The organism is Sphingobacterium faecium, from assembly GCF_003054045.1.
GTDB lineage: Bacteria > Bacteroidota > Bacteroidia > Sphingobacteriales > Sphingobacteriaceae > Sphingobacterium > Sphingobacterium faecium.
On sequence record NZ_QBKH01000006.1, the window covers coordinates 73,848 to 94,883 of the forward strand.

Below are 21,036 nucleotides of genomic sequence, written 5' to 3' on the forward strand. Positions count from 1 at the left end.
ATAATTTTGCGTGTTGTCATTGTACTAAATTATTTGTCTTCACGATATTTTCTAATTGGCGAATGTGTCTCTGTGTGTGATAAATATTAAACCATATCCATTCGTATCGAGTGAATTCACCATATTCAGGAATTGAAAAATCAATACAGGTTAAAGAGAGGTCCTCGCTTTTGATTACTTTTTCTATTTGCTCAATCTTTTTTTGTAAACCACTAATTATGGTTTCTTTATTTATTTTTTCGTTTGTGGGAATAATGGCTTTGGGAGATTCCATTTTAAGCGAATCATCCGCGAACATAAATTTAACAGGTTCCAATTTTTCATCAATAGGTCGTACTGTCATTCTTGTTTCACCATTCAATGTCCTAACGAATGCGTAGGATTTCAACAAATGGTCCGCAAGCTGACCGGCAGACCAGCCTTGATCTGGTTGATAGTTTAACTGCTCTTCTGTTAAATGATTAAGAAGGTTTATTAGTCCCAATGCTGTATTATGAAATTCCTGGAATGTAGTTTCTTGCATTTTTTGTAAAATTTTATTTAATAAAACATGCTATTTATATAGGCAATACACAACTAGCCAATTTGAATGAGCTTACCTATTTGTACGAATCCAATAAAAGATATTCATTTCATCCCAACTATTTTGTAAAAGTACCACGAATTGAAGTTTAATCACTTGTCAGATGACAAGAAAAACACAGAAATTAAAAACTCTATTAAGTAAAAGTCCGAATGAAATATCAATAGTAATATATAATACAGAGTATCGCCTGGTCAAGAATGGCGAGTCATGGTTAAATAAGCATTATAATAAGATGTCTATGTCTAGTGAGCTCGCCGAAGCAATAGTAAAGACAGGATAAAATATAAATAAAGCCCCGAAAATTCGAGGCCATGCAACATAGGCTTGTACCGTACTTAAATATTAAAATCTATATTTTTTAATAGCCATTTCGATTTGCGGTACCTTAGAACGATTGATAGTTATTTAGAACTAAACAATATTTAAGGTTCCCCGGGGCTTTCGTATTGTTGCATATTATTTACACAGGAAAATACAGTTTGTATCATTTTGTTTCGTAAAGCATTCATCAATTTCATGCCTTTATAATTCTGCTCTTTCCTCCGCATATAGTACTTATAAAAATGCGCATTCTTGTTTCGCAAACTGGAAACGACACTTATATGCAACAATGTTTTCATGCTTTTATTACCGATCGCTGTTCCCCGGCTTCTTCTTTTCAAGCTGGTTCCTGATTCGCTCATAAAGGGAGCGATGGAAGCGTAAGATGCGTATTTCCTAGGACAATCAAAACTTTTAAATTCGTTTGTTGTAATTATCAGTGCACGGAACAGTTTAGGCCCTACGCCTGGCACAGAACAGATAACCTCTTTCAATTTCGACAACCTATCATCCCCCGCGATAAGTTCGGCAATACACTTCTCCAATTGCTTTATATCATTTTCGATCATTGACATCGATCTCAGGTAAGCATCTGAATATATTGGCAAGTTGAATTCCAGGTTACATTTTCGCTTAGAATCCAAAAGGAGATAGGCTTTTGACAAGCGACCGATAGATGTATCATAATACCTGAGATCCTGTATTATTTTTCGAGGTGGTGCATAATACGAAAGATTCTTTAAGTTCTTTAGGGCATAATCTCCGATACGTTTGGCATCAGCCTTGTCGTTCTTTCCTTTTACAATCCCCAGCGAGCGGTGTATCCTTAAGGGCGAATCAAAGCATACGCGCCATTTAGTTTTTTCTGTAAACTGTTTAAGGAATTCCCCATACACGCCTGTTTCTTCCGCACAGAAAATAGTGTTGGATACCTTGCATCCCAAATTTTTAATATGCTTTTCAAAGATTGAAATAGCAGCAGGGTTATTATCGATTTTGAAACTTTCCGAATATTCCCCTTCCCAAAATAGAGCAAGATCTAATGTTTTTTTAGAGATGTCAATACCGACAACATGACGTATACGTGCCATTATTAATTAATTGATTAAGTTAATAATTGCAGTATGGTTCGACGCGGGCAAAAGTATAGGATTTTCCAATAGGAGCCAATTAAAAAAAAGCCCTCTTTCGAGGGCTTGCAACAGCAAAGAATAACATGCGCTGTGAAAAAGAATTTCAGCCAATCGTATATTCATATACCTAAACCGATAATTTATCATAATGTCTAGTTACCTACAACTATGTTAAGTACTAAAAATTCCCGGTAGCTTCGGTGTTGTTGCTACTATTTGGCTGCGAAAATATGCTTTTTTATGATGATGGCAAATGATTAGTCTGAAGCGAATGTTAGAAACAAGCAAGCCCTCAAATGAGGGCTTGCAATAAGGAATAGTGCTCTTAAGGAATAGTAATTTAGAGACCTGATTATTCCAATTCGTATACCGGAGTCTTAGAACGATTGATAGTCACTAACGACTGACAATAATGTTAATTATCCCCGGAAACGACATTGTATTGCCTATACAACCTCTCTTCCAATGAGTGTATGTAATGATCATAGTGCATATTTATCAAGCAGTTTTCAACTTGAAATAATAAGAGCCCTTTACATTATAGAGTCGCGAAAGTATGGTATAATCCGGGACTTTAACGGTAAAAATAAATTTGAATGAAATGTTTTGAATCATGCAGATCATGTATCAATAAGTTTATGAAGTTATGTTAGTAAGGACGGAATCGTTTTCAAGTTGTCAAAAAACTTAACAAATGCTGCTTGGAGTATGATTTTTTCTTTTTTCTTTATACGCTTATTCTATTATAGACTAAAATCGTATGGCTGATATGAAAAGCTAGAAATGCCACAGAAACGGCAATAAAAGGCCAGCGTCTGAAAGGTAGGCTAAAATAAAATGAATCCCCGATAAGGCCAATTCCCAATAGCCAAATTGCTGGGGTATATGCAGGGGCAGAAAATCCTAACATACTTTCACTCCAAGTGTTATTAGGAAAAATGATCAAGATAGACCAGGAGGCAAAATACAATAGCAACCCAATTACATAAATACATAATCCCAATCGTTGCCTGTCGCTACGTAAATTTAAAGGCATCAGAAATGCTAATAAAAAGATCACAATTCTTGTGACGTTTTCCCCCAATGTTACATAAGCCGGAATTCCTCTTGAAAAGACGTCCTGCTGATAATTAACCGGTAATTTGTTGGTTAGAAAAACATTCCAAATCAGTATGGGTAAAACCAAAATGAAACAATTCATAAAATAATTCTTGCGCATAATCTATTTGGTATGGTTGAGTCAAATGAGCTCATTACTGATCAATACCCTATTCGCCCAAATTACTAATTATTTATCCATTCCTTGAAGGCTTTTGCTTTAAGCTGACTAACTACAGCGTTCACCGGAATCGGCATTAAAAGTTCCACTTCAATTTTTCCGTATTCCAGAGGCTTGTATGCTCTACATGAAGTACGTGAGGTGATTAATTGTCTATTGAGACGAAAGAAAGTATCATTTTTCAAGTACTCCTTTTCTAACTCATCCATTGTGAGGTCTGTCAAAAATTCTTTTTCCTCCTTACTTCGTATTATGACTCTTCCGTCAATTATATAGGTTGCAGCGATCTGATCAGGCCTTAAAAAAAGCACACTAATTCCATCCTGAACTTTTATCCTAAGTTCTGTATTCAAGTCTTCAACAATTTCCTCTGAAATTTGAGCTACCGGCACTGGTGCATGATTTCCTTTTAAGAACTGAATCCCCAGTAAACAATATGGAGTCATGATAAAAATCACATTAAGCATGAGGATCAATACGACCACAAATGGAAAACCATAATAGAGGTAATCCGTTCTCATGATATCAACATCATAGCTATAAAAGTAAATTGCAGCCATTATAAAAACTAAAACCAATGGTAAAAACAATCCGAACAATACCTGAAGTAATAGTCTATACAAAACGTGGCCATGCCAGGTTACTTTCTTCTCTAAGCGATTATTAACAAAGTTTACCAGCTCTACTACGGATAAACTAATCAAGACAGTAGCAACATACTCCTTATAAAAATCAAGCGTTCGGAGCCTGGTTGTCAAAGCATCGACACTTCCCAGTTCAGTTATATACACTGAAGCAGCCAAAACGATTACCAGCCTGAACCAAAATTTGTCCAATAGATTTTCAACGTCCATGTGATTAATTGAATTATTTGTTTTCAATTTTGTTTTATAATTAATATATTAGTCAATATCATAAACGCAAAACAATAAACCTTATGCCAAAACCCACTTTAACACCTATTGATGTAGACGCATACCTGGAAGAACTTTACGGGCTTTCCGATAGCGATCTTTTGTTAGAAGCAAATTCTGTTGCAACTGATTTTTCATCGTGGTTGAGTGCAAAATTTGTACTCACAACAGATGAAGCAAATTATCTCGGTACCTATACGGAAAAAGTAAACAAATTTTACGGTTACCTCTTTGCCGCTGCATTTTTAACCCGCGGACCGATATCTTTTCCAGCCATACCAGCTAATCCAGCACCAAGACGAATCAAAGAAACAAGAGCGAACCTATTCGGCAACATCAGCTTTAACGATAGTGCTCAAGACTTAGACGGAAGCGTTGAGGTCAATGTTGAATTCTCCTTACTTTAATAAATAAATGCTGCATTTGCGAAATGCGAACTATGCAGCATTTATCTGTTCATCCAATCTTTAAAGCTGGCAACCCGGTCGCCACTTACCATACATGTTTTTACGAATACTTCTGTTTTCATATCATCCAGTTTCATATACTCCGATTTAAATAATAAGCGTAGTCCCTTATCTGTTGTATTTTCAAATGCATCGATCATCTTAAAGTTCACAATACACTGTCTGTTGATTCTAAAAAAGTCCCGTTCATCCAAATATTCCATCAATTCAGATAGCGTGCCTGAATATTGATAACAGTCACCAAGATTTTTGATACCCTTAGTTGCGATGAATAGGGTTTTGTTATAGATAAAGAAGATGACTACATCCTTCAGTTTTATCGGAATACTCCTTAATGGCGTATCCACTATTAGGATTTCTTTTGGCTCTTTTTTCTGTTCGGCCTCCTTAGCTTTATGGTTAAGCATTGTGTTCTCCGCGTAACCATTGTTTGTTTCTAATTCGCTATTTGTTATTGATTCAACCTTCTCAACTGGTGTTGTAACCTCTATGGGGCTTTCCATTTGGTAAGTAAATGGTACCATATCCATTTGTACCTCTTGCTTATCTGCCGGCATTATTTCATGTTCGGATCTCGGATGCATGTAAAAATAATAGGCAACATAATAAAAGTTCAGGATTGTAATTAGTGCAATAGAGAATGGAAGTTCATAATCCAGATATCCTGAATCAGTAAGATCCTGCCCGAATGCAAAGAAATAAATCCAAACCAGAAAGAAGGAGAGGATAGATACGACTACGACTCCAAAAAGGAATTGTAACATGGCTCTACGCCATAAATCGCTGTACCAGTCGTGATAGCTATCCAGGAGAATAGTTACTTTTTTAACCCCCATTCCCACAATAAGCGCGATAGCATAATTAACTAGAAGTGTGGGGTAATAAGAAAGTATCATCAAAGCCTGGAATGTGCTCAGGTCGGGCCTTCCCATCATAACGATGTAATGTGCAGCCAGCAAACAAGCTATGCCGCGAAACAAAAAATCTTTATAATTTATAACTGGTTTATGATTATTTCTTTCCAATACGCCTCCCTTATCAAAAATAGGTGCTACATATCTTCTAAATATATTAAATAATTTCCTTATATTAGTAATAAGTTTAATAATATTCTAATTCCAATAAGGATATCCAATTTTTAACCACTGATATTTCAGTATTTTTTTTAGTCCACTTATTTATAAGATTATGGAGAAAGTTGAATTTAGCCCGGAAGGTTTTAAAGACTTAGAATCCCAGCTCTATGTATTAGATGACAATTCGTTAATTGCCGAAGCCAATGCGGTGCTGGCAGACTACATCAACTGGGTAGATGAGCATGTCATACTGAGTACGGATCAGGTGAATTATTTACAAGGATTAGACCCACTATTTATTGCTTCACTTGCAGCAAAAGCATCAATAGCTTTTGCCAACAGGTTGCCGCTTAACTTGATATTGCCGGCTGATTATCTCACAACAAATACAGGTGAAGGAAGGGGCAAATGGTTCCTAGATTCGAGTACAATCGAAGCATCAAATAAGCCTGGTGAAACAGTTACTGCAACCGGCGAACTCATCTATATTTTTGATTTTGAAGAATAAAAGAATAAAGTCATGAAATCTCGTGTGGAATATAGTGAGCAGGAGTTGCTACAGCAATTGAAGAAAGGTGATCATTCAGCCTTTGAACAGCTTTATAATAAATATGCCTACCAGCTTACCGCAAAGCTGTTCAAGCTGCTACGTGACGAAGAACTCGCCGGAGATGTCTTACAAGATCTTTTTCTAAAGATCTGGGAGCGGAGGGAAGATATTGATCCCGGACAGTCTTTAGGTGGTTATTTGTACACTATTGCCTCAAATATGGCAAAAAATAAATTTGCGAATGCGTTACATCGGCAAATATATTTCCAATCGCTGCCCGCCAATGAAGAAGGATTTGATAGCGTTTCCCGATTTGTAGACCAGAAAGAAATGAAACTTGCCATTGATCAAGCACTGGCAAAACTCCCCGAACGACAACGCGAAATCTATACACTGTATAAAATTGAAGGGCTATCCTATAAAGAGATTCAGGTTAGAGCCGGAATAAGCAAACCGGCAGTAAATAGGTTAATTCAGGAGGCAGGAAAGAAGATGCGTGAATACTTGAAACCACATAGCTATATAATCCTTTGCTGCGTCTTAATTGATGTCACACATTAAAAGCATAATGCTTTAATAATACATACTCAAGCCAGTTCCATGTCCAAACATGAGCTGGCTTCTTAAGTATGAAATTGTTCAAAATAAATTTTAAAAAAAATCATTTACACCCTATTACTTTTCTGCCCTGAACTGTAATACTATTAAAAGGTCATAATTACGGCTATGGAAGACAACATCAAGCAATTATTTTACAAATATATCAATGGCGAGACCAATGTGGAGGAGCTAAAAGAGCTGTATGACTATTTTGGTATTCATGAGAATGAAGAATGGTTGTCGCGTCTTATCCAGGACCATTTAAAGAGTGAGACCGAAAATTCTGATGACAACCAGATTAAACAAATTGTCGATGAGCGCTGGAATAACATCCATGCTTTAACGGGCAGCAATAAAAAGGTCAAAAAAATATGGAAGTATTGGACAGCTGTTGCTGCTCTTTTGATTGGTGTTGGGCTAGTATCCATGTATTATGTCATTACCAAACAAGAGATAAACTCAAAGGCTTTGACCAGCATTTACGGCTCAGATGTACTTCCTCCAAGTTCTTCACAAGCAACCCTTGTCCTTTCAGACGGTCGAACAATACAATTGGACAGTACCACTAATGGAATTCAAATTGGTGGGTCTGCTATAGCATATGAAAACGGGGGGCTGATTTCAAAAACAGATCAAGTCGCTTATGCAACGCTTCATGTTCCAAATGGGGGTCTTTACAACGTTATGCTTCCTGATGGCTCTAAGGTCATCCTTAACTCAGGTTCATCACTCAGCTATCCGATTCGATTTGACGACAGCATCCGTTTGGTAAAACTCATCGGAGAAGGTTATTTCGAAGTAGCAAAAGATTTAAAGCATCCTTTTAAGGTTGAAACAACGGACAGGCAATTGGTGACTGTATTGGGTACGCATTTCAATGTAAAATCTTATGGTGGAGAACTCACTGAGACCACCTTGTTAGAAGGAAAAGTAGCACTTACATCCGATCAGACAAATGCAACAGTCATTTTGAAACCCGGCCAGCAGAGCAAGTTCAACAAGAATAAATTTGAGACAAGGAATGTGAATGCAGAGGAAGCAACAGCGTGGTCGAAAAATTTATTTGTATTCAACCAGATGACGCTTGGTGAAATCTTTAAAAATTTGGAGCGTTGGTATGATGTTGAGTTTACCTATCCTCCACATTTATCAAAAGAAGAATTTATGATGGAGATTCCGAAGGATCGAAAGTTATCAGAAATATTAGAAGCCATTTCAGCATTTGTGAAGGTGACTTTTAAAATAGAAGGAAGGAGGATCACCGTCAAGCAAGAGTAAATAAATATCATATGTTTGCCAGATACCATAAAAATGCCGGAGTCGTTAGCGCAACTCCGGCGGGTATCGGGTTTAAAAAAAAATCTAACTCTACATTTTAACCCTTGGATACAAACTTAAGCATTGCTGGCATCATTGTCAACAGTGCAGAAGTAATATCCGCTAACCAAAATAAATTATGAATGGTCAATATCATTCTAAAGAACGCTCAAAAAGAGAGGTTCTGCAATCATCGAAAGATTGTTTTCGATTATTGCACAAGTTTAAGGCGCTGCTTTTTACTTGCCTGTTCTTGCTATTAAGTTTTAAGGCCTGTTTTGCGCAAACAGTTAGTTTGCAGGCCAAGAGCCAACCGCTTGAACAAGTTATTAAGCAACTCAGGGCACAGACAGACTATGCGATTATGGCCCCATCAGCAGTTTTAGCTAAAGGAAAAACAGTAACCGTTAATCTGAATAAAGTAACGATTGAACAAGCCTTAAAAGAAATCTTTAAAAATCAACCCGCTACTATTGATTATGAGATCAAAGGAAAGAATATTATTATCCGTGATCGTACGGTAGCAGAAACAGAAGAAAATACAAAAACAAAAAAAGAGCAACCTGCAAAAAAATCAGGGAGTGTTGTAGATCAGGACGGAAAACCATTAGCCGGAGCAACAGTTAAATTAATTGACGGAACATCGGTAACCACTAATGGAGAAGGTCGTTTTTTTATTAATAGTAACAATAGTAATATAGTTACTGTAACCATGTTGGGATTTGAGCCTTTAGAAATATACTTGAAAAGCGACAATGAAAATATAATTCAACTGAATAAAAGCCAATCAGTTCTTGATGAAGCGATAGTTATGGGTTATGGTATTACTTCTAAAAGATTTAATACCGGATCAATAGAACGGATTTCAACAAAAGAAATTGAAAGTCAACCCGTATCAAATTTGTTGTCAACATTATCAGGAAGAGTGCCAGGAATACTAATTAATCAATCCACAGGAGTTGCAGGTGGAAAAATTAGAATAGAAGTGCAGGGTCGTAACAATCTTGATCCGGGAACAGTAGCAGAGCCATTAATAATAATTGATGGTGTACCATTTGCAGCCCAAAATGACAGAACTAATAGAATGGGCAGTACCGATCTTAGTCCGTTATCACTTATAAACCCAAATGATATAGCCAGTATTGAGGTTTTGAAAGATGCTGATGCAACTGCTATTTATGGTTCAAGAGGTGCTTATGGTGTAATACTTATTTCTACTAAAAAAGGAACGATAGGTAAAACCACCGTCACGGCCTCGCAAAACTTCAACATAAATAGTCCTACTCGCAAAATTAATCTGCTAAATACGGAACAATACTTGGAAATGCGAAAAGAAGCTTTTGCCAACGATGGGGTAACGCCTGATATATTTAATGCTCCTGACCTGGTTAGCTGGGATCAGACAACTTATACAAATTGGCAAAAAGAACTGATAGGTAATAAATCCTATTCTAAAAACACGCAACTATCAATTTCCGGTGGCAGTAAAAATACGCGATTTTTGCTTAGTGGCAATTATCTAAATGAAGATTTGTTGTTTAAACACACCAAGCCATATTCAAGATTGTCTACCCACTCTAGCCTGGATCATACCTCTGAAAATAGCAGGTTTAATATTACATTTTCTGCCGGATATAATAAAAGTACTAATAATACCACGGTTTCGGATTTAACAGGCTTGACAATTTTACTACCCCCAAATTATCCAAAGACTTTAGACGAAAATGGGAACCTCATCTGGGAATATGATGGCGTATCGCTGTATTATGGAAATCCATACGATTATACCAAACAAAAATATCAGGTAACAACCAAGGGGTTAACCACTAATTTATCAATGAGCTATAAGATATTTAAAGATCTTACGGCTCGTATAAATAGTGGCTACAATTCTATCGATACTTATTCTGAATATTTAATTCCTAAATCTGCAGGTGATCCACAATATAATCCTACCGGTTATATGTCAACAGGAAATAATAACTATGATAGCTGGTTAATGGAACCACAATTGGAGTATAATAAGACTATTTATCAATCAAAATTGAGTGTTTTAATTGGCTCTACATTCCAGCAAACAAAAAATGATATAAAAGATTTACAGGCAATAGGTTTCACTACAGATGATTTGTTAGGATCTCTAGGTGCTGCCTCCAGTTATACCGCTTCAAGCTATAGTTCTGACTATCGATACTCAGCTTTATTTGGCAGGATAAACTACAATTTGAACAATCGTTATATCATAAATCTCTCCGGAAGAAGAGACGGCTCCAGCAGATTCAGTCCCGGACATAGATTTGGCAATTTTGGTGCAGTAGGTTTGGGATGGATTTTTACTGAGGATGGATTTATTAAAGAGCACTTACCATTGCTCAGTTTCGGGAAACTAAGAACTAGTTATGGGATTACAGGAAGTGATAAAATTGGAGATTATAAGTACATGGATTCCTGGCGTACGATCGTTAACCCATACTTGGACATAAAGGGAATCTACCCTGTTCGTTTAGCTAACCAAAACTTTATTTGGGAATCCAATAAAAAATTTGCCATTGGCTTAGAATTGGGATTCTTAAAGGATCACATTTTCTTTAATGCAGGATATTTTGATAACCGTAGCAGTAATCAATTAATCAATACCCCATTACCCAACATTGCAGGTTTTTCTACTATTATTGAGAATTTCCCTGCAACAATTCAAAACAAAGGTTGGGAGATTTCCTTGTTGACGACAAACCTGCGCACAAAGGAATGGAGCTGGAATACGAACTTTAATATCACTATTCCTAAAAATAAATTACTGGAATTTCCGGGAATAGAAACCAGTAATTATGCCAATACCTATATTATCGGGAAGTCATTAAACCTGATCAGGGCATATACTTCAAAAGGAGTTGATCCGCAAACAGGTATTTTTACATTCAAAGATGTCAATGGAGATGGCTTAATCAACCAGGAAGACCGATCATATTTTGGCACAACAGATCCGAAGTTTTATGGAGGACTACAAAATACACTTGGTTATAAAGGATTCTCGATGGACCTTTTCTTTGAATTTAGAAAACAAACCGGTTTAAATTATTTAAGCTCAATATATCAAGGTAATGGTGATGTCCCCGGATTTCTGGCAAATTTTCCGGACTATGTACTGGATAGGTGGCAACAACCAGGTGATATAACAAATATGCAAAAGTTCAGTGCTAATTATGGCACAGAGGCTTCTGATGCAAGTTTGCTATTAGGTAAAGATGTTGATATTAAGTACTCAGACGCATCATTTATCCGCTTAAAGACTGTGTCTTTATCCTACACGCTTCCTTCCCAAACTGTTTCTAAACTCAAAATAAACGGCCTGCGTTTTTCTATCAGAGCTCAAAATTTATTTACGATTACTGATTATAAGGGAGCAGATCCTGAAATCCAAAATTTAAGGATATTACCGCCCCTTAGAACAATTAGTTTTGGTATAGAACTATCGCTTTAACTCTTACCATTATGAAAAAGACATTCTACTCCATAAGCATTTTACTAATCATTCTGATTTCATCATGCGAAAAGTTCCTTGATAATGATCCTCCCGTACAGGATATAGTATCGCAAAAGGTTTTCAACAATGAAGAAAGTGCAAATGCAGCTGTTGTTGGTTTATATAGCCGAATGACGGCACGTAATAATGATGCAATGAACGGATTCTTATCCATCTTTACCGGTCTGGCAGGTGATGAGATATGGAATACCAGTACTAATGCATCATACGATGCTTTTAAAAACAATGCAATCCTGGATAATAACACCGTGATCAATTCAAATTTATGGACTCCTCTCTATAATTACATTTACCACGCCAATACTATTATTGAGCATCTGAATAAATCAAATGCAATTACTGCGGAAACTAAGAACAGGTTATTAGGTGAGATGTATTTTATAAGGGCCATATTGAATTTTTACTTGGTAAATTTATTTGGTGACATCCCGCTCATCCTAACAGCAGACTATGAATTAAATCGCTATGCTCAAAAAAGTAATCAAGAGGAAGTATACAAACAGATCACTAATGATCTACTCATAGCCAAAGATCTGCTACTGGAACCGTATACCAATACTGAACGGATCAGGCCAAATAAACATGCAGCAAAAGCATTGTTGGCAAGAATATATTTGTATACTAAAAAATATGAGCTGGCCATAACAGAGGCAACGGATATAATACAATCAGGTACTTACCAATTAGAAATTAATCTTTCTAATACATTCTTACCCACCAGTAAAGAAGCTATCTTGCAGTTGTATCCAACCAATACGGCTTACAATACTGCGGAGGGATTTGCCTTTATCCCAACTAATGCTACTGCCCGCCCAGCATTGTCATTTTATCGTAGAGTAACGAATGGATTCGAACCCGGAGATATGCGTAAAGTTTCATGGATAGATACACGCATCCTTTCTGGTATCAGTTACAGCTATCCGTCAAAATATAAGGTCAGGGCGAACACCATTAAATCTGAATACAATACTGTAATACGTTTAGCTGAAATGTACCTGATAAGAGCGGAATCAAACCTAAACCTGGGTAATACTAAGGATGCTATAAGAGATTTAAATATTATCCGTTCAAGGGCGGGAATCTCTGCACTGGACGAAAATATTCCCAAGGATGATTGTTTTACAACTATGATGAATGAAAGGCAAAATGAGTTCTTTGCAGAATGGGGACACCGATGGCTGGATCTTAAACGATGGAATATGATTGATCAGGAAATTCCAAAAACCAAAACCGGATGGGAATCTTCTGATTCTCTTTTCCCGATCCCATACGATGAGTTTGTTTATAATCCTTATTTATAATAATGCAATGATGAAATTAATAATATTTTCAATCCTGTTTCTTGTAAATTTTTACAGTAAAGGTCAAATTTATGGAATTAATGATTCTTTAAACCTAACAATTAATAATATAAAACACTATTCGGAAACAGCCATTAATGTGCCAACCAAAAATAAAAAATTGACCATTCTGAATATGATTTCCACTACTTGTGCACCTTGTCTTGAACATATTCCACAATTAGATAAATATCAAAAAATGTTCAATAATGATATCCAAATTATTTTAGTATTTCATGAGGACCAGAAAACAATAGATCGATTTCGAAGTTTTGTACCACAATTAAAAAATACGATTCTACCGGTAATAACAAAAGAATCTGGATTGGCTAAAAAATTTCAGACAAAAGTTTACGGCAGTTGTGTTTGGATTAATCATAATGGGATAATTAAAACTCAATTGGCTTATGAGCAATTTAATGACAAGGCTATAAGTTCTTATCTAAATCAAGGCACTCTTTTAAAAAATAAAGTTAATCACTTCATAGATACAAAAAAATCTGTAATGGATAACCTGAAGTTAGATTCCTCAAACATATTGACCACTTCTTTCCGATTGTTTCGAATAGATACTGGTTTTCAAACTTTGCAAAAAGATATGTGGCAATTTGAAAAAGACAGTAAAGGAAATATAAATAGAGCGTATTGTTACAATACGGATTTAAGAGCGATAGCTAAGCAGCTGATGGATCAAAAATATATTCACAATAGCAGAGTAATTTTAAATGTAACTGAAAACAAAAGATTACTGCCTAATTATAGTAAAGAACATTATAACCACTTTGCATTCGAATTTACCAATAGTGAAAACACAAATGGCAATATCTTAAAATCATTAAAGGTTTATTTTTCACAAGCTTTAGGTGTAGATTTTAAGGACACAACATTAAATATAGATTGCTATGTTCTTAAAAGATTCAAAAAAGTGAAACTAAAATCTAAAAAAATAATTGATCCCTTTTCACTTTCTGGGGATGAACATAAATTTAATAATAAAATGAAGTCAAAAACAGAGGACTACTATTTAAGTTTAAATAGTATGAAATGGGGAATGTTTATTGATGATATTAACCTTGGTAACTATAGTAAAAAATTTGATCTGTATATAGTTGATGAAACAGGAATACCGTTAGAAGAAATGGTGGATATTAGCTTTTATTTAAGACCTGAAAACATTAACCTTGTTAATAATTCTCTTTGGAAGTATGGATTAAAATTGGAGAAAGGAATTCGCCAATTACCAGTATTATTGGTTGAAGATAGGAATTAAAAAGGCGGCGATATTTTCGCCGCCATATCTAAACATCATTAAAGGATGTGACTATTGTTGACCTAATGTTGCCGCAGGCGAATTGATCTGACCAGGTTTTACACCAGAAGAGGGCACGCCAGGAGTATTTAACTGATCGTCACGATATCCACGTTCACAACCTGTCTTATTACGCTCGCATGGTGCTGTCTCCATTTCTTCATCGTCAATCGTATTAGATTGACGAAATACTGGAGTTCCTGAAGGTGAATACCAATGTAACACGTCAGCAGTCTGCGTATTTGCTTTCATTTCGACTTTTACTTCAGGTTTAGCATCTCCTTTTGTTTCAGGAGTACCGGCAAATGCGGTGAAAGATAATGCCATAATAATGGCTGCTGCGGAAAAGATTGATTTTTTCATGTTTTTTTTAAATTTTATGGTTCGATAATGAATACTTTATACCAACTACAAAGCAATCGGTTTTGGGTGAAGAAATATTGCCTACTCGATTTTACAGGTTTTCGGCTTCGCCTGTGTTTCCATCATTTATGAAGTTTTATAAATGTTCTTTCTTATGGTGTAAATATCAACCTTGCCTGACCACAAGCTGTTGCCGGGAACCATCTTGCTGTAGTCTGTGCACATGGACGGCAGTCTTGGGTAATAGCTACATAGGTATAAATAAGAGCTAGGCCACAGGGAGGTTCGCCAATGGTGCCAACAGTAGGTTGACAGAGCGTTGGACCATTTGGAATTCTGGCACCTACAATGCTTTTGGAAGCATTTATAGGATATGTGCCCCCCAGCGGAATTGATGTATTGTAATTGTGGACATTTCCCGGATTTATGGCAATTAATGCACTTAAATATTTATTTCCACAGATACAAAGGTCATCACCGAAAATCTGGTAATACTGTACACAATTGGTTTGATTTTCAACACGAAGTGCTCGGGCCTGGGAAAAAGCAATAGATGAAATTAATAAGGCAACAAGTAAAGAGAATAGCTTGTTCATATAATTTGAATTTAGGTTGAAATGAAAACAAAGGATTTCAGGCCGGTAGCTATGCAGCCGGGATTAAGGTTAAACAGAAATATTTTATTTCATTTTACAGGCAATTGGTTGCCTTTTTTATATGGACTCCAAAAAGGAGATGTTGAATCGCAAGGATGTGCTAATGCTGGGCTACTCGTATAATAATGTATCTTCTGATAGAAAGGTGCTGTTTTCATTTCCTCGCAGGTTAGCTTCTTGCTTAATAAACTTGGAAGTAATGCTAACGCAAGAACAATACCTATATAAATAAATCTCTTTAGCCTTAATATGAATATTTTCCGCTTTATTTCTTTCTTCGTCCGTTTCAGAATTTCAAGAGCAATTTTAAAAATTTCCCTCTCGACGGATGTAAGTTGTCTCTCTTCGTTATTCTCTTTATGGCTTTGTTCCATTCTAAAAGTTTTAGGAATACCATATTATCTAAAATATATATTCATCAATTTAAGCTTTCAGAAAAATAGCTTATCTTTAAAGCTCTATAAATGACCTCTTTAGGTGATTTACATACCAAAGATACACCCCGTATCCATGAAAAACATCAGGCTTCAAGTCAGGTTGTTCAACTATTATGTGAACGATATTTTTTTCTTTGTGAAAATCTTGATTTACTATGTAAACGTCAAAAAATAAATCAAAAAAAAGCCGGGATAATCCCGGCTAAAGAAAATAAACTGTGTTTAAGGACAAAGGAACGATACTGTAGGATGACCTGTTACCGATGTGGAACGTCCAGACCGGTTAGCATCTTTAGACGATTGGAAGGTTAGTACTGCTCGTCTTGTCAAGTTTAATTTGTTCTTTTTCATGATGTTGGTTTTAAATTGTGAAACATACCTAAATATAAAAATCTGAAGAGCTAGTCAAAAATTTATTATATGAACAGCAGGTTATCCTATACAAAAGCTCCGGCAACCATAAAAGAATTCTTGCGAACCTCTTTTTGGGTTGTCATTGTCTTTACAACTATCATTGTATTTACTAATCTTGAGTTTTATTTAGTCTCTAATTCCAGTCAGGGAACATATGCCCCTGTGTATGTATTTGTAATCTATTACTGTGAGGAGTTTGTATTTTTGCTTTTTTCCTATGTTTGGATACTACCACTTCTTAAGCGGAAAATACCCCGTTACCCTTTAATATTGATGATTACAATAACATGGTTAACTAGTGGAGCAATATTCAGCAACCTCATAAAAATCTACATTTATTATTTGCATGACCGTACTCAAACGTTTGGTGAAATAGTACTCTCGTTTTTCAACGCTTTATATCGTCATGGAATCCTCTTTATGGTTTTTAGTGCTGTCTATAGTTTTTGGCTTTGGATAAAGGAGCGCGTTATATCTCATCGGAATCAAAACCTCGTTAATGAGCTTACCCACGAGAATATGCAGCTCCAAACTTCTCTATTGGGTATACAGATGAATCCGCACTTGATGGTCAATGTGCTTAATGCCATACAAGGGAATATTATGGAGAAATCGCCCGAATCCTTTCACCTGATCAGTGGGATTGCTGGAATCCAAGAGCACCTGTTGACCAAGAGTGGAACAGAACAATTGAATACGCTGGCGGATGAAATAGAACTTATCCAAAAAGTATTGAGACTCTATAAAGAGCTAGGGCAAGAATTGGAAAATTTCAATCTAGTGGTCAATGCTCCCATTGAAAAAATATTATTTCCGGCTAATTTACTGGTTCCCTTGATCGAAAATATCTTTAAGCATGGTGACATTAATGACCTGAAAGATCCGCCCATCGTTAATTTACAGATTCAACCTTCGTTCCTAGAGTTGTACATCCGTAATAAAGCCTTATTAGTGGCTAGTTCTCAAAACCGGCCAAGATTTGGAATCCGTAACTGTATTAAGCGACTGGATGCCTATTTTGCCAATCGGTATAAGTTTATGGCATTTACCAAAGAACAACACTATCAGCTTATTCTTGAAATAAAACTTGAAAACTATGATTAATTGCTACATCATTGATGATATGCCCGTGCAGTTTAAACTGTTGAGCATTCTGATCAAACAACATGCTGAGCTTAATTTAATAGGAGCAGATACCAATGCTGAAGCATTCTTGACAAAACACCGTAGTGGAGAACTTGAAATTGATCTACTCTTTCTGGATATTGAAATGCCCGGCATTTCAGGGATTGATCTTGCTAAGTTACTATTGCCAAATGTAAAAGTGATCTTTGTAACCGGCCATCGGGATTTTGCGCTTGATGCTTTTGATCTACACGCTGTAGACTACCTGTTGAAACCTATACATCCCGAACGGTTTGCCAAAGCTATTGAAAAGGTGGTGGCACTATTGGGCGATAAAGATCGGCGTACTGAATTACAACCGGAAAATCAATTTCTAGTGGTAAAAGGAAGCGGTAAAGCGTCCTGGATAAAGTTAGCCTTTGATAAGATTATCAGTCTGGAAGCCGACTCCAACTATACCACCATTTACTATGAAGACACTAAAATCATGATTTACGGTACGCTTGGAAGTATGGAACAAAAGCTGGACTTCCCGCCATTTATGCGGATACATAAATCTCATATCGTCAACCTGGATCATGTGCAGAAGGGTTTACGTGGGGAAAAGGTGATCCTAAGTAACCAACGTGAAGTTCCAATCGGCAAAACCTTCGTTACCCGTTTAAAGGAATATTTGGGTCGAATTTAAACAATGCATATTCCCTTGCTTTACTTTGCTTAAAAAGGTACTCATAAAAAATAAGCTCATGTGTGCGCTGATGTTCCGGGAACATACGATTGATATGCATGTGTAGCAGATCTCCAAAGAGTGTTGCGTCCATTAAAGGACCGGCACTCTTCAGTAATTCCAGGAATGAATGTTCAAATTGGGTCTTCAAAGAATCTGTTTCATTTGAAATGAATAGCGTTTTGGTCTGTTTGTGCCATTTCTCAAAAGCGATATTGATTTTTTTATGGTGCTGTTTTTGCAAATTGTGCTCTGTGCCGAACTTACTCTTGATCTGCCGGATAACTTCCATAAAGCGAACTATTGCAAAATGTTGGGTACCTATATCCAGCATACATATGGCTAATAGTTTGTACCGCTCATCCGTAGAAAAGCCGTTTTTCAATACATCCAATACCAGTGCTGTATCGTGGCAAAAATGTTCTTCAACCAAGTCCATTCCTGCATAGGCATAGCGTTCTAATTCGCGGGTATAGGTACAGATTTTAATGTCGCTGATCAGACCCGTATTCCGGTAAGGGGCGAAGGAATGAAACAGTGTTTGGATTAGTTCGCCAGTATAGGCTTTATTCTGCTGTAAGATGCGGAGCCTTAAGTGATCCCCACCTTCATTGTAACGGATATAGAACCAACCTTTTATTTTGTCGTTAATCTCTTCCATGATGGCGGGAATCTGCTCTATTAACAGTTTATCCAGCACCTGCGGGTGAGCATAAATTTCAAAATACAGCCATTCGGAGCCTGGGTAAAAATTCCGCTGATCGGAATGCGATACGAGGTACAATGGGAGGGAGGTATATACCGGTGATTCATAGTAATAGGAAAGCACTATTTCTGAAACAAAAGGATTTCCTTGCCCATCCTGAACCAGTTCCCTATCGCTTTGAATGTACTCTTCCGCCCATAGCTCTTTCCGAAGTTTTAGTATGGAAACCAATAGTACCCTATCGGCCGGAGATTCGATATCTATCCGTAAGGTCTGATCACCAGATCCCACCTGCAGGTAGCGGTCAACCTTGCAATTGTGGATGTAATCTTTAAAATGGGAGGGAAGCTCGAAGTTATCATCATATTTTAATAGCCAGGAGCGTAGCGATATGATAACATTTCGGTACTGCAAACGCGGTCGATATTCCAAATCGGGCAGTAGTGTTTGCAATTCAGGCTTTAGGCTTGTCACCATGCCCTTTCCCTGTAGATCGCATAGCAACCGGAATAAAGGTAGATCGGACCTGCCGTAATTATACGCCGTTGCGATACGAGGCATTAACCGCTTTTGCATCTTTTGGGAAAATAACATCAATTCTGAACCGACTACTTTTAAAATGATATCCTGTATGTCGATTGTTGAGTCTTCGGAATAGTTGTGGATGGAAAGCGTGTGTTCATATATCAGTTTTCTTCGGTTAATGTTGTCAATGTCCGGTTCTCCCGAATAAGCTACGTCGAAAAAGAGGATATCCGGATTGGCCTGTTGCTCTATAGCTGCCAGTGCCTGGCATTGCTCATAAACGCTGTTATCTGCTATCGTAAATCTTCCTAATAGCGCATTCGCTGTTGTTCCCCCAACCTGATTGAGCTGTATTATGTCCCCGGTGATTTTTATTAATGCGCTGAAGGTATTTGGTAGCTTGTGGTTATCCTCGGCCTTATCGGGAAGATTCAGTTCTTCAAGCTGTATAGTAGCTTTCCTTTCCTTTTTTAATAGCTCAGCATATATCCGGTTCGTTATTGCAATTTTGTCAGGACTTTCGCTTGTTTCTTGCTTTGCATTAATAAGCTCCCGCAGCAGATCTGATTCCGCATCGGTTTTCGCATAACTTCCATATCCAATTCCCAGAATGGGGTCCAGGGCTTCCATAATAGGTACGGCTTGCTGGTCGTACCTTTTCTGAAATGCTATTATAAAATCCTCCAGTTCTTTATTGTTTGAGCTGCTAAGCCGTTTGCGGTTTAGATAATTGAGCGTTTCGGTTACGACATTTAACTGTTGTTGGGATAAAACGCCACTGACAGGTTTTTGTACCCCAATTTTGTAGCTTTTCTCTTCAGCGTCTGGCTCAGCATTAAGGAATTCCATCTTATCGCTAATTATGGCCGGGTGTTTATCGGTAATGATCAATTGGTATTCTATTAGCTCTACTATAAGTTCCCGTAACTCGTCTGGTGTAAATTCATTTGCAGGAAGATGCTTTTCCAGTCGCGGAAGTGTCTTTGATTCTTTTAGATTTTCCAGAATGGTAAACACTTCCGGGTAATAAGGAATTTCTGATAGTTCAAATTTATCCATGTTGTTATAAATGTAACGTATGGAGTCACTAAATCGGTAATAGCTCATGTTGGCCTGCAGGTACAACTCATCTAGTTCATAATCCTTCCATTTATCCTTTGCTTCTTTTACGAGTGACCAATCGCGAAGTTTAACGATGTGGGACTCACCAGGTATAACAATTGGATATGCTTCCGTATCAGAAATAGGAACGGTGCCAATGCTTGCAAAGGTGCCATATGGGGTCGAGCGAAACTTTGCGCGGTTAAAATATTTTTCAATGGTGCGCTTTATACTCACCGGCTGCGCTTCTATATCTCGGTATTCCAGATCCTTTATGGCGTTGAAAAAGTAGGTGGAAGCATCTTTTATTGAAAGTTTTAATGCTGGCCAACATTCTTCGAGTATTGCATTTGTTGGAAACTGGGGCACCCGAAAGAGGGCTTTAGGATATAGTTTAATCTTCATAATAAAATCCGGTTTCCCTAAAATAGAAAGGTATCTATTGTGTTTTTTAGAAATTATATGAACGACTATAAAAGCTATATGAATGAGCACGAATGCCATTACCATCTACGTTTGGCGGCTAAGTCCATTGGTCGATAAAAT

The 21,036-nt window shown here is 36.9% G+C and carries 19 protein-coding genes; 9 read left to right on the top strand and 10 right to left on the bottom strand.

Translation table 11 applies throughout. The features are described 5' to 3' along the window. Positions 1–16: 16 nt before the first annotated feature. From C8N37_RS16765 to C8N37_RS16785, 4 genes are all read right to left on the bottom strand, one after another. The gene (locus C8N37_RS16765) at positions 17–523 is read right to left on the bottom strand and encodes a DinB family protein (RefSeq protein ID WP_108159989.1); all 507 of its coding nucleotides are present in this window, start codon (positions 521–523) and stop codon (positions 17–19) included. 485 nt (positions 524–1,008) lie between these two features. Next, positions 1,009–1,998: a transposase gene (locus tag C8N37_RS16775; RefSeq protein ID WP_108159991.1), complete on the bottom strand. Its 990-nt coding sequence runs from the start codon at positions 1,996–1,998 to the stop codon at positions 1,009–1,011. A gap of 769 nt (positions 1,999–2,767) precedes the next feature. After that, positions 2,768–3,241, bottom strand: a complete 474-nt coding sequence (locus C8N37_RS16780; RefSeq protein ID WP_146171097.1) for a hypothetical protein — start codon at positions 3,239–3,241, stop codon at positions 2,768–2,770. Positions 3,242–3,324: 83 nt separating this feature from the next. Further along, positions 3,325–4,173, bottom strand: coding sequence for a LytTR family transcriptional regulator DNA-binding domain-containing protein (locus C8N37_RS16785; protein ID WP_108159993.1), 849 nt, complete (start codon positions 4,171–4,173; stop codon positions 3,325–3,327). Positions 4,174–4,256: 83 nt separating this feature from the next. Here C8N37_RS16785 and C8N37_RS16790 point away from each other — a divergent pair, with 83 nt between their 5' ends. Then, on the top strand, positions 4,257–4,640 hold the full coding sequence (locus tag C8N37_RS16790) for a hypothetical protein (protein WP_108159994.1): 384 nt from the start codon (positions 4,257–4,259) through the stop codon (positions 4,638–4,640). Positions 4,641–4,681: 41 nt separating this feature from the next. On the opposite strand, the gene C8N37_RS16795 is transcribed toward C8N37_RS16790, so the two are convergent. Further along, complete coding sequence (locus tag C8N37_RS16795; protein ID WP_108159995.1) at positions 4,682–5,635, bottom strand: LytTR family DNA-binding domain-containing protein; 954 nt, start codon at positions 5,633–5,635, stop codon at positions 4,682–4,684. 253 nt (positions 5,636–5,888) lie between these two features. Between C8N37_RS16795 and C8N37_RS16800 the strand changes: the two genes are divergently transcribed. The 6 genes from C8N37_RS16800 to C8N37_RS16825 all read left to right on the top strand — a co-directional run bounded on the left by C8N37_RS16800 (position 5,889) and on the right by C8N37_RS16825 (position 14,397). Then, entirely contained in the window at positions 5,889–6,284 is a 396-nt protein-coding gene (locus C8N37_RS16800; protein WP_108159996.1) for a hypothetical protein, read from the top strand. 12 nt (positions 6,285–6,296) lie between these two features. Further along, positions 6,297–6,887 (top strand): RNA polymerase sigma factor, encoded by a 591-nt coding sequence (locus C8N37_RS16805; protein WP_108159997.1) that lies wholly within the window; start codon positions 6,297–6,299, stop codon positions 6,885–6,887. Positions 6,888–7,052: 165 nt separating this feature from the next. Continuing rightward, positions 7,053–8,204, top strand: a complete 1,152-nt coding sequence (locus C8N37_RS16810) for a FecR family protein (protein WP_108159998.1) — start codon at positions 7,053–7,055, stop codon at positions 8,202–8,204. Positions 8,205–8,382: 178 nt separating this feature from the next. Then, positions 8,383–11,724 (top strand): SusC/RagA family TonB-linked outer membrane protein, encoded by a 3,342-nt coding sequence (locus C8N37_RS16815; protein WP_108159999.1) that lies wholly within the window; start codon positions 8,383–8,385, stop codon positions 11,722–11,724. 11 nt (positions 11,725–11,735) lie between these two features. After that, positions 11,736–13,088 (top strand): RagB/SusD family nutrient uptake outer membrane protein, encoded by a 1,353-nt coding sequence (locus C8N37_RS16820; protein WP_108160000.1) that lies wholly within the window; start codon positions 11,736–11,738, stop codon positions 13,086–13,088. 7 nt (positions 13,089–13,095) lie between these two features. After that, complete coding sequence (locus C8N37_RS16825; protein ID WP_146171098.1) at positions 13,096–14,397, top strand: TlpA family protein disulfide reductase; 1,302 nt, start codon at positions 13,096–13,098, stop codon at positions 14,395–14,397. 51 nt (positions 14,398–14,448) lie between these two features. Here C8N37_RS16825 and C8N37_RS16830 read toward each other — a convergent pair whose 3' ends face one another. The 4 genes from C8N37_RS16830 to C8N37_RS23195 form a co-directional block, all read right to left on the bottom strand. Beyond that, positions 14,449–14,799, bottom strand: coding sequence for a hypothetical protein (locus C8N37_RS16830; protein WP_108160002.1), 351 nt, complete (start codon positions 14,797–14,799; stop codon positions 14,449–14,451). Between the two features lie 152 nt (positions 14,800–14,951). Next, positions 14,952–15,395 carry a hypothetical protein gene (locus C8N37_RS16835; RefSeq protein ID WP_108160003.1) on the bottom strand — a complete coding sequence of 148 codons (444 nt, stop codon included), beginning with the start codon at positions 15,393–15,395 and terminating at the stop codon, positions 14,952–14,954. A gap of 89 nt (positions 15,396–15,484) precedes the next feature. Further along, entirely contained in the window at positions 15,485–15,829 is a 345-nt protein-coding gene (locus C8N37_RS16840) for a hypothetical protein (RefSeq protein ID WP_108160004.1), read from the bottom strand. 285 nt (positions 15,830–16,114) lie between these two features. Next, on the bottom strand, positions 16,115–16,243 hold the full coding sequence (locus C8N37_RS23195) for a hypothetical protein (protein WP_261775301.1): 129 nt from the start codon (positions 16,241–16,243) through the stop codon (positions 16,115–16,117). A gap of 69 nt (positions 16,244–16,312) precedes the next feature. Between C8N37_RS23195 and C8N37_RS16845 the strand changes: the two genes are divergently transcribed. Beyond that, complete coding sequence (locus tag C8N37_RS16845) at positions 16,313–17,410, top strand: histidine kinase (protein WP_108160005.1); 1,098 nt, start codon at positions 16,313–16,315, stop codon at positions 17,408–17,410. Between the two features lie 19 nt (positions 17,411–17,429). Further along, positions 17,430–18,119, top strand: coding sequence for a LytR/AlgR family response regulator transcription factor (locus tag C8N37_RS16850; protein WP_170114552.1), 690 nt, complete (start codon positions 17,430–17,432; stop codon positions 18,117–18,119). On the opposite strand, the gene C8N37_RS16855 is transcribed toward C8N37_RS16850, so the two are convergent. Continuing rightward, entirely contained in the window at positions 18,085–20,895 is a 2,811-nt protein-coding gene (locus tag C8N37_RS16855; protein ID WP_170114553.1) for a lantibiotic dehydratase, read from the bottom strand. The genes C8N37_RS16850 and C8N37_RS16855 overlap by 35 nt on opposite strands. Positions 20,896–21,036: the final 141 nt, after the last annotated feature.

Bases quoted from the DNA above. Each gene is read 5' to 3' on its own strand.
- C8N37_RS16765 (WP_108159989.1), bottom strand. From the start codon at position 523: ATGCAAGAAACTACATTCCAGGAATTTCATAATACAGCATTGGGACTA.
- C8N37_RS16775 (WP_108159991.1), bottom strand. From the start codon at position 1,998: ATGGCACGTATACGTCATGTTGTCGGTATTGACATCTCTAAAAAAACA.
- C8N37_RS16780 (WP_146171097.1), bottom strand. From the start codon at position 3,241: ATGAATTGTTTCATTTTGGTTTTACCCATACTGATTTGGAATGTTTTT.
- C8N37_RS16785 (WP_108159993.1), bottom strand. From the start codon at position 4,173: ATGGACGTTGAAAATCTATTGGACAAATTTTGGTTCAGGCTGGTAATC.
- C8N37_RS16790 (WP_108159994.1), top strand. From the start codon at position 4,257: ATGCCAAAACCCACTTTAACACCTATTGATGTAGACGCATACCTGGAA.
- C8N37_RS16795 (WP_108159995.1), bottom strand. From the start codon at position 5,635: ATGATGGGAAGGCCCGACCTGAGCACATTCCAGGCTTTGATGATACTT.
- C8N37_RS16800 (WP_108159996.1), top strand. From the start codon at position 5,889: ATGGAGAAAGTTGAATTTAGCCCGGAAGGTTTTAAAGACTTAGAATCC.
- C8N37_RS16805 (WP_108159997.1), top strand. From the start codon at position 6,297: ATGAAATCTCGTGTGGAATATAGTGAGCAGGAGTTGCTACAGCAATTG.
- C8N37_RS16810 (WP_108159998.1), top strand. From the start codon at position 7,053: ATGGAAGACAACATCAAGCAATTATTTTACAAATATATCAATGGCGAG.
- C8N37_RS16815 (WP_108159999.1), top strand. From the start codon at position 8,383: ATGAATGGTCAATATCATTCTAAAGAACGCTCAAAAAGAGAGGTTCTG.
- C8N37_RS16820 (WP_108160000.1), top strand. From the start codon at position 11,736: ATGAAAAAGACATTCTACTCCATAAGCATTTTACTAATCATTCTGATT.
- C8N37_RS16825 (WP_146171098.1), top strand. From the start codon at position 13,096: ATGATGAAATTAATAATATTTTCAATCCTGTTTCTTGTAAATTTTTAC.
- C8N37_RS16830 (WP_108160002.1), bottom strand. From the start codon at position 14,799: ATGAAAAAATCAATCTTTTCCGCAGCAGCCATTATTATGGCATTATCT.
- C8N37_RS16835 (WP_108160003.1), bottom strand. From the start codon at position 15,395: ATGAACAAGCTATTCTCTTTACTTGTTGCCTTATTAATTTCATCTATT.
- C8N37_RS16840 (WP_108160004.1), bottom strand. From the start codon at position 15,829: ATGGAACAAAGCCATAAAGAGAATAACGAAGAGAGACAACTTACATCC.
- C8N37_RS23195 (WP_261775301.1), bottom strand. From the start codon at position 16,243: ATGAAAAAGAACAAATTAAACTTGACAAGACGAGCAGTACTAACCTTC.
- C8N37_RS16845 (WP_108160005.1), top strand. From the start codon at position 16,313: ATGAACAGCAGGTTATCCTATACAAAAGCTCCGGCAACCATAAAAGAA.
- C8N37_RS16850 (WP_170114552.1), top strand. From the start codon at position 17,430: ATGCCCGTGCAGTTTAAACTGTTGAGCATTCTGATCAAACAACATGCT.
- C8N37_RS16855 (WP_170114553.1), bottom strand. From the start codon at position 20,895: ATGAAGATTAAACTATATCCTAAAGCCCTCTTTCGGGTGCCCCAGTTT.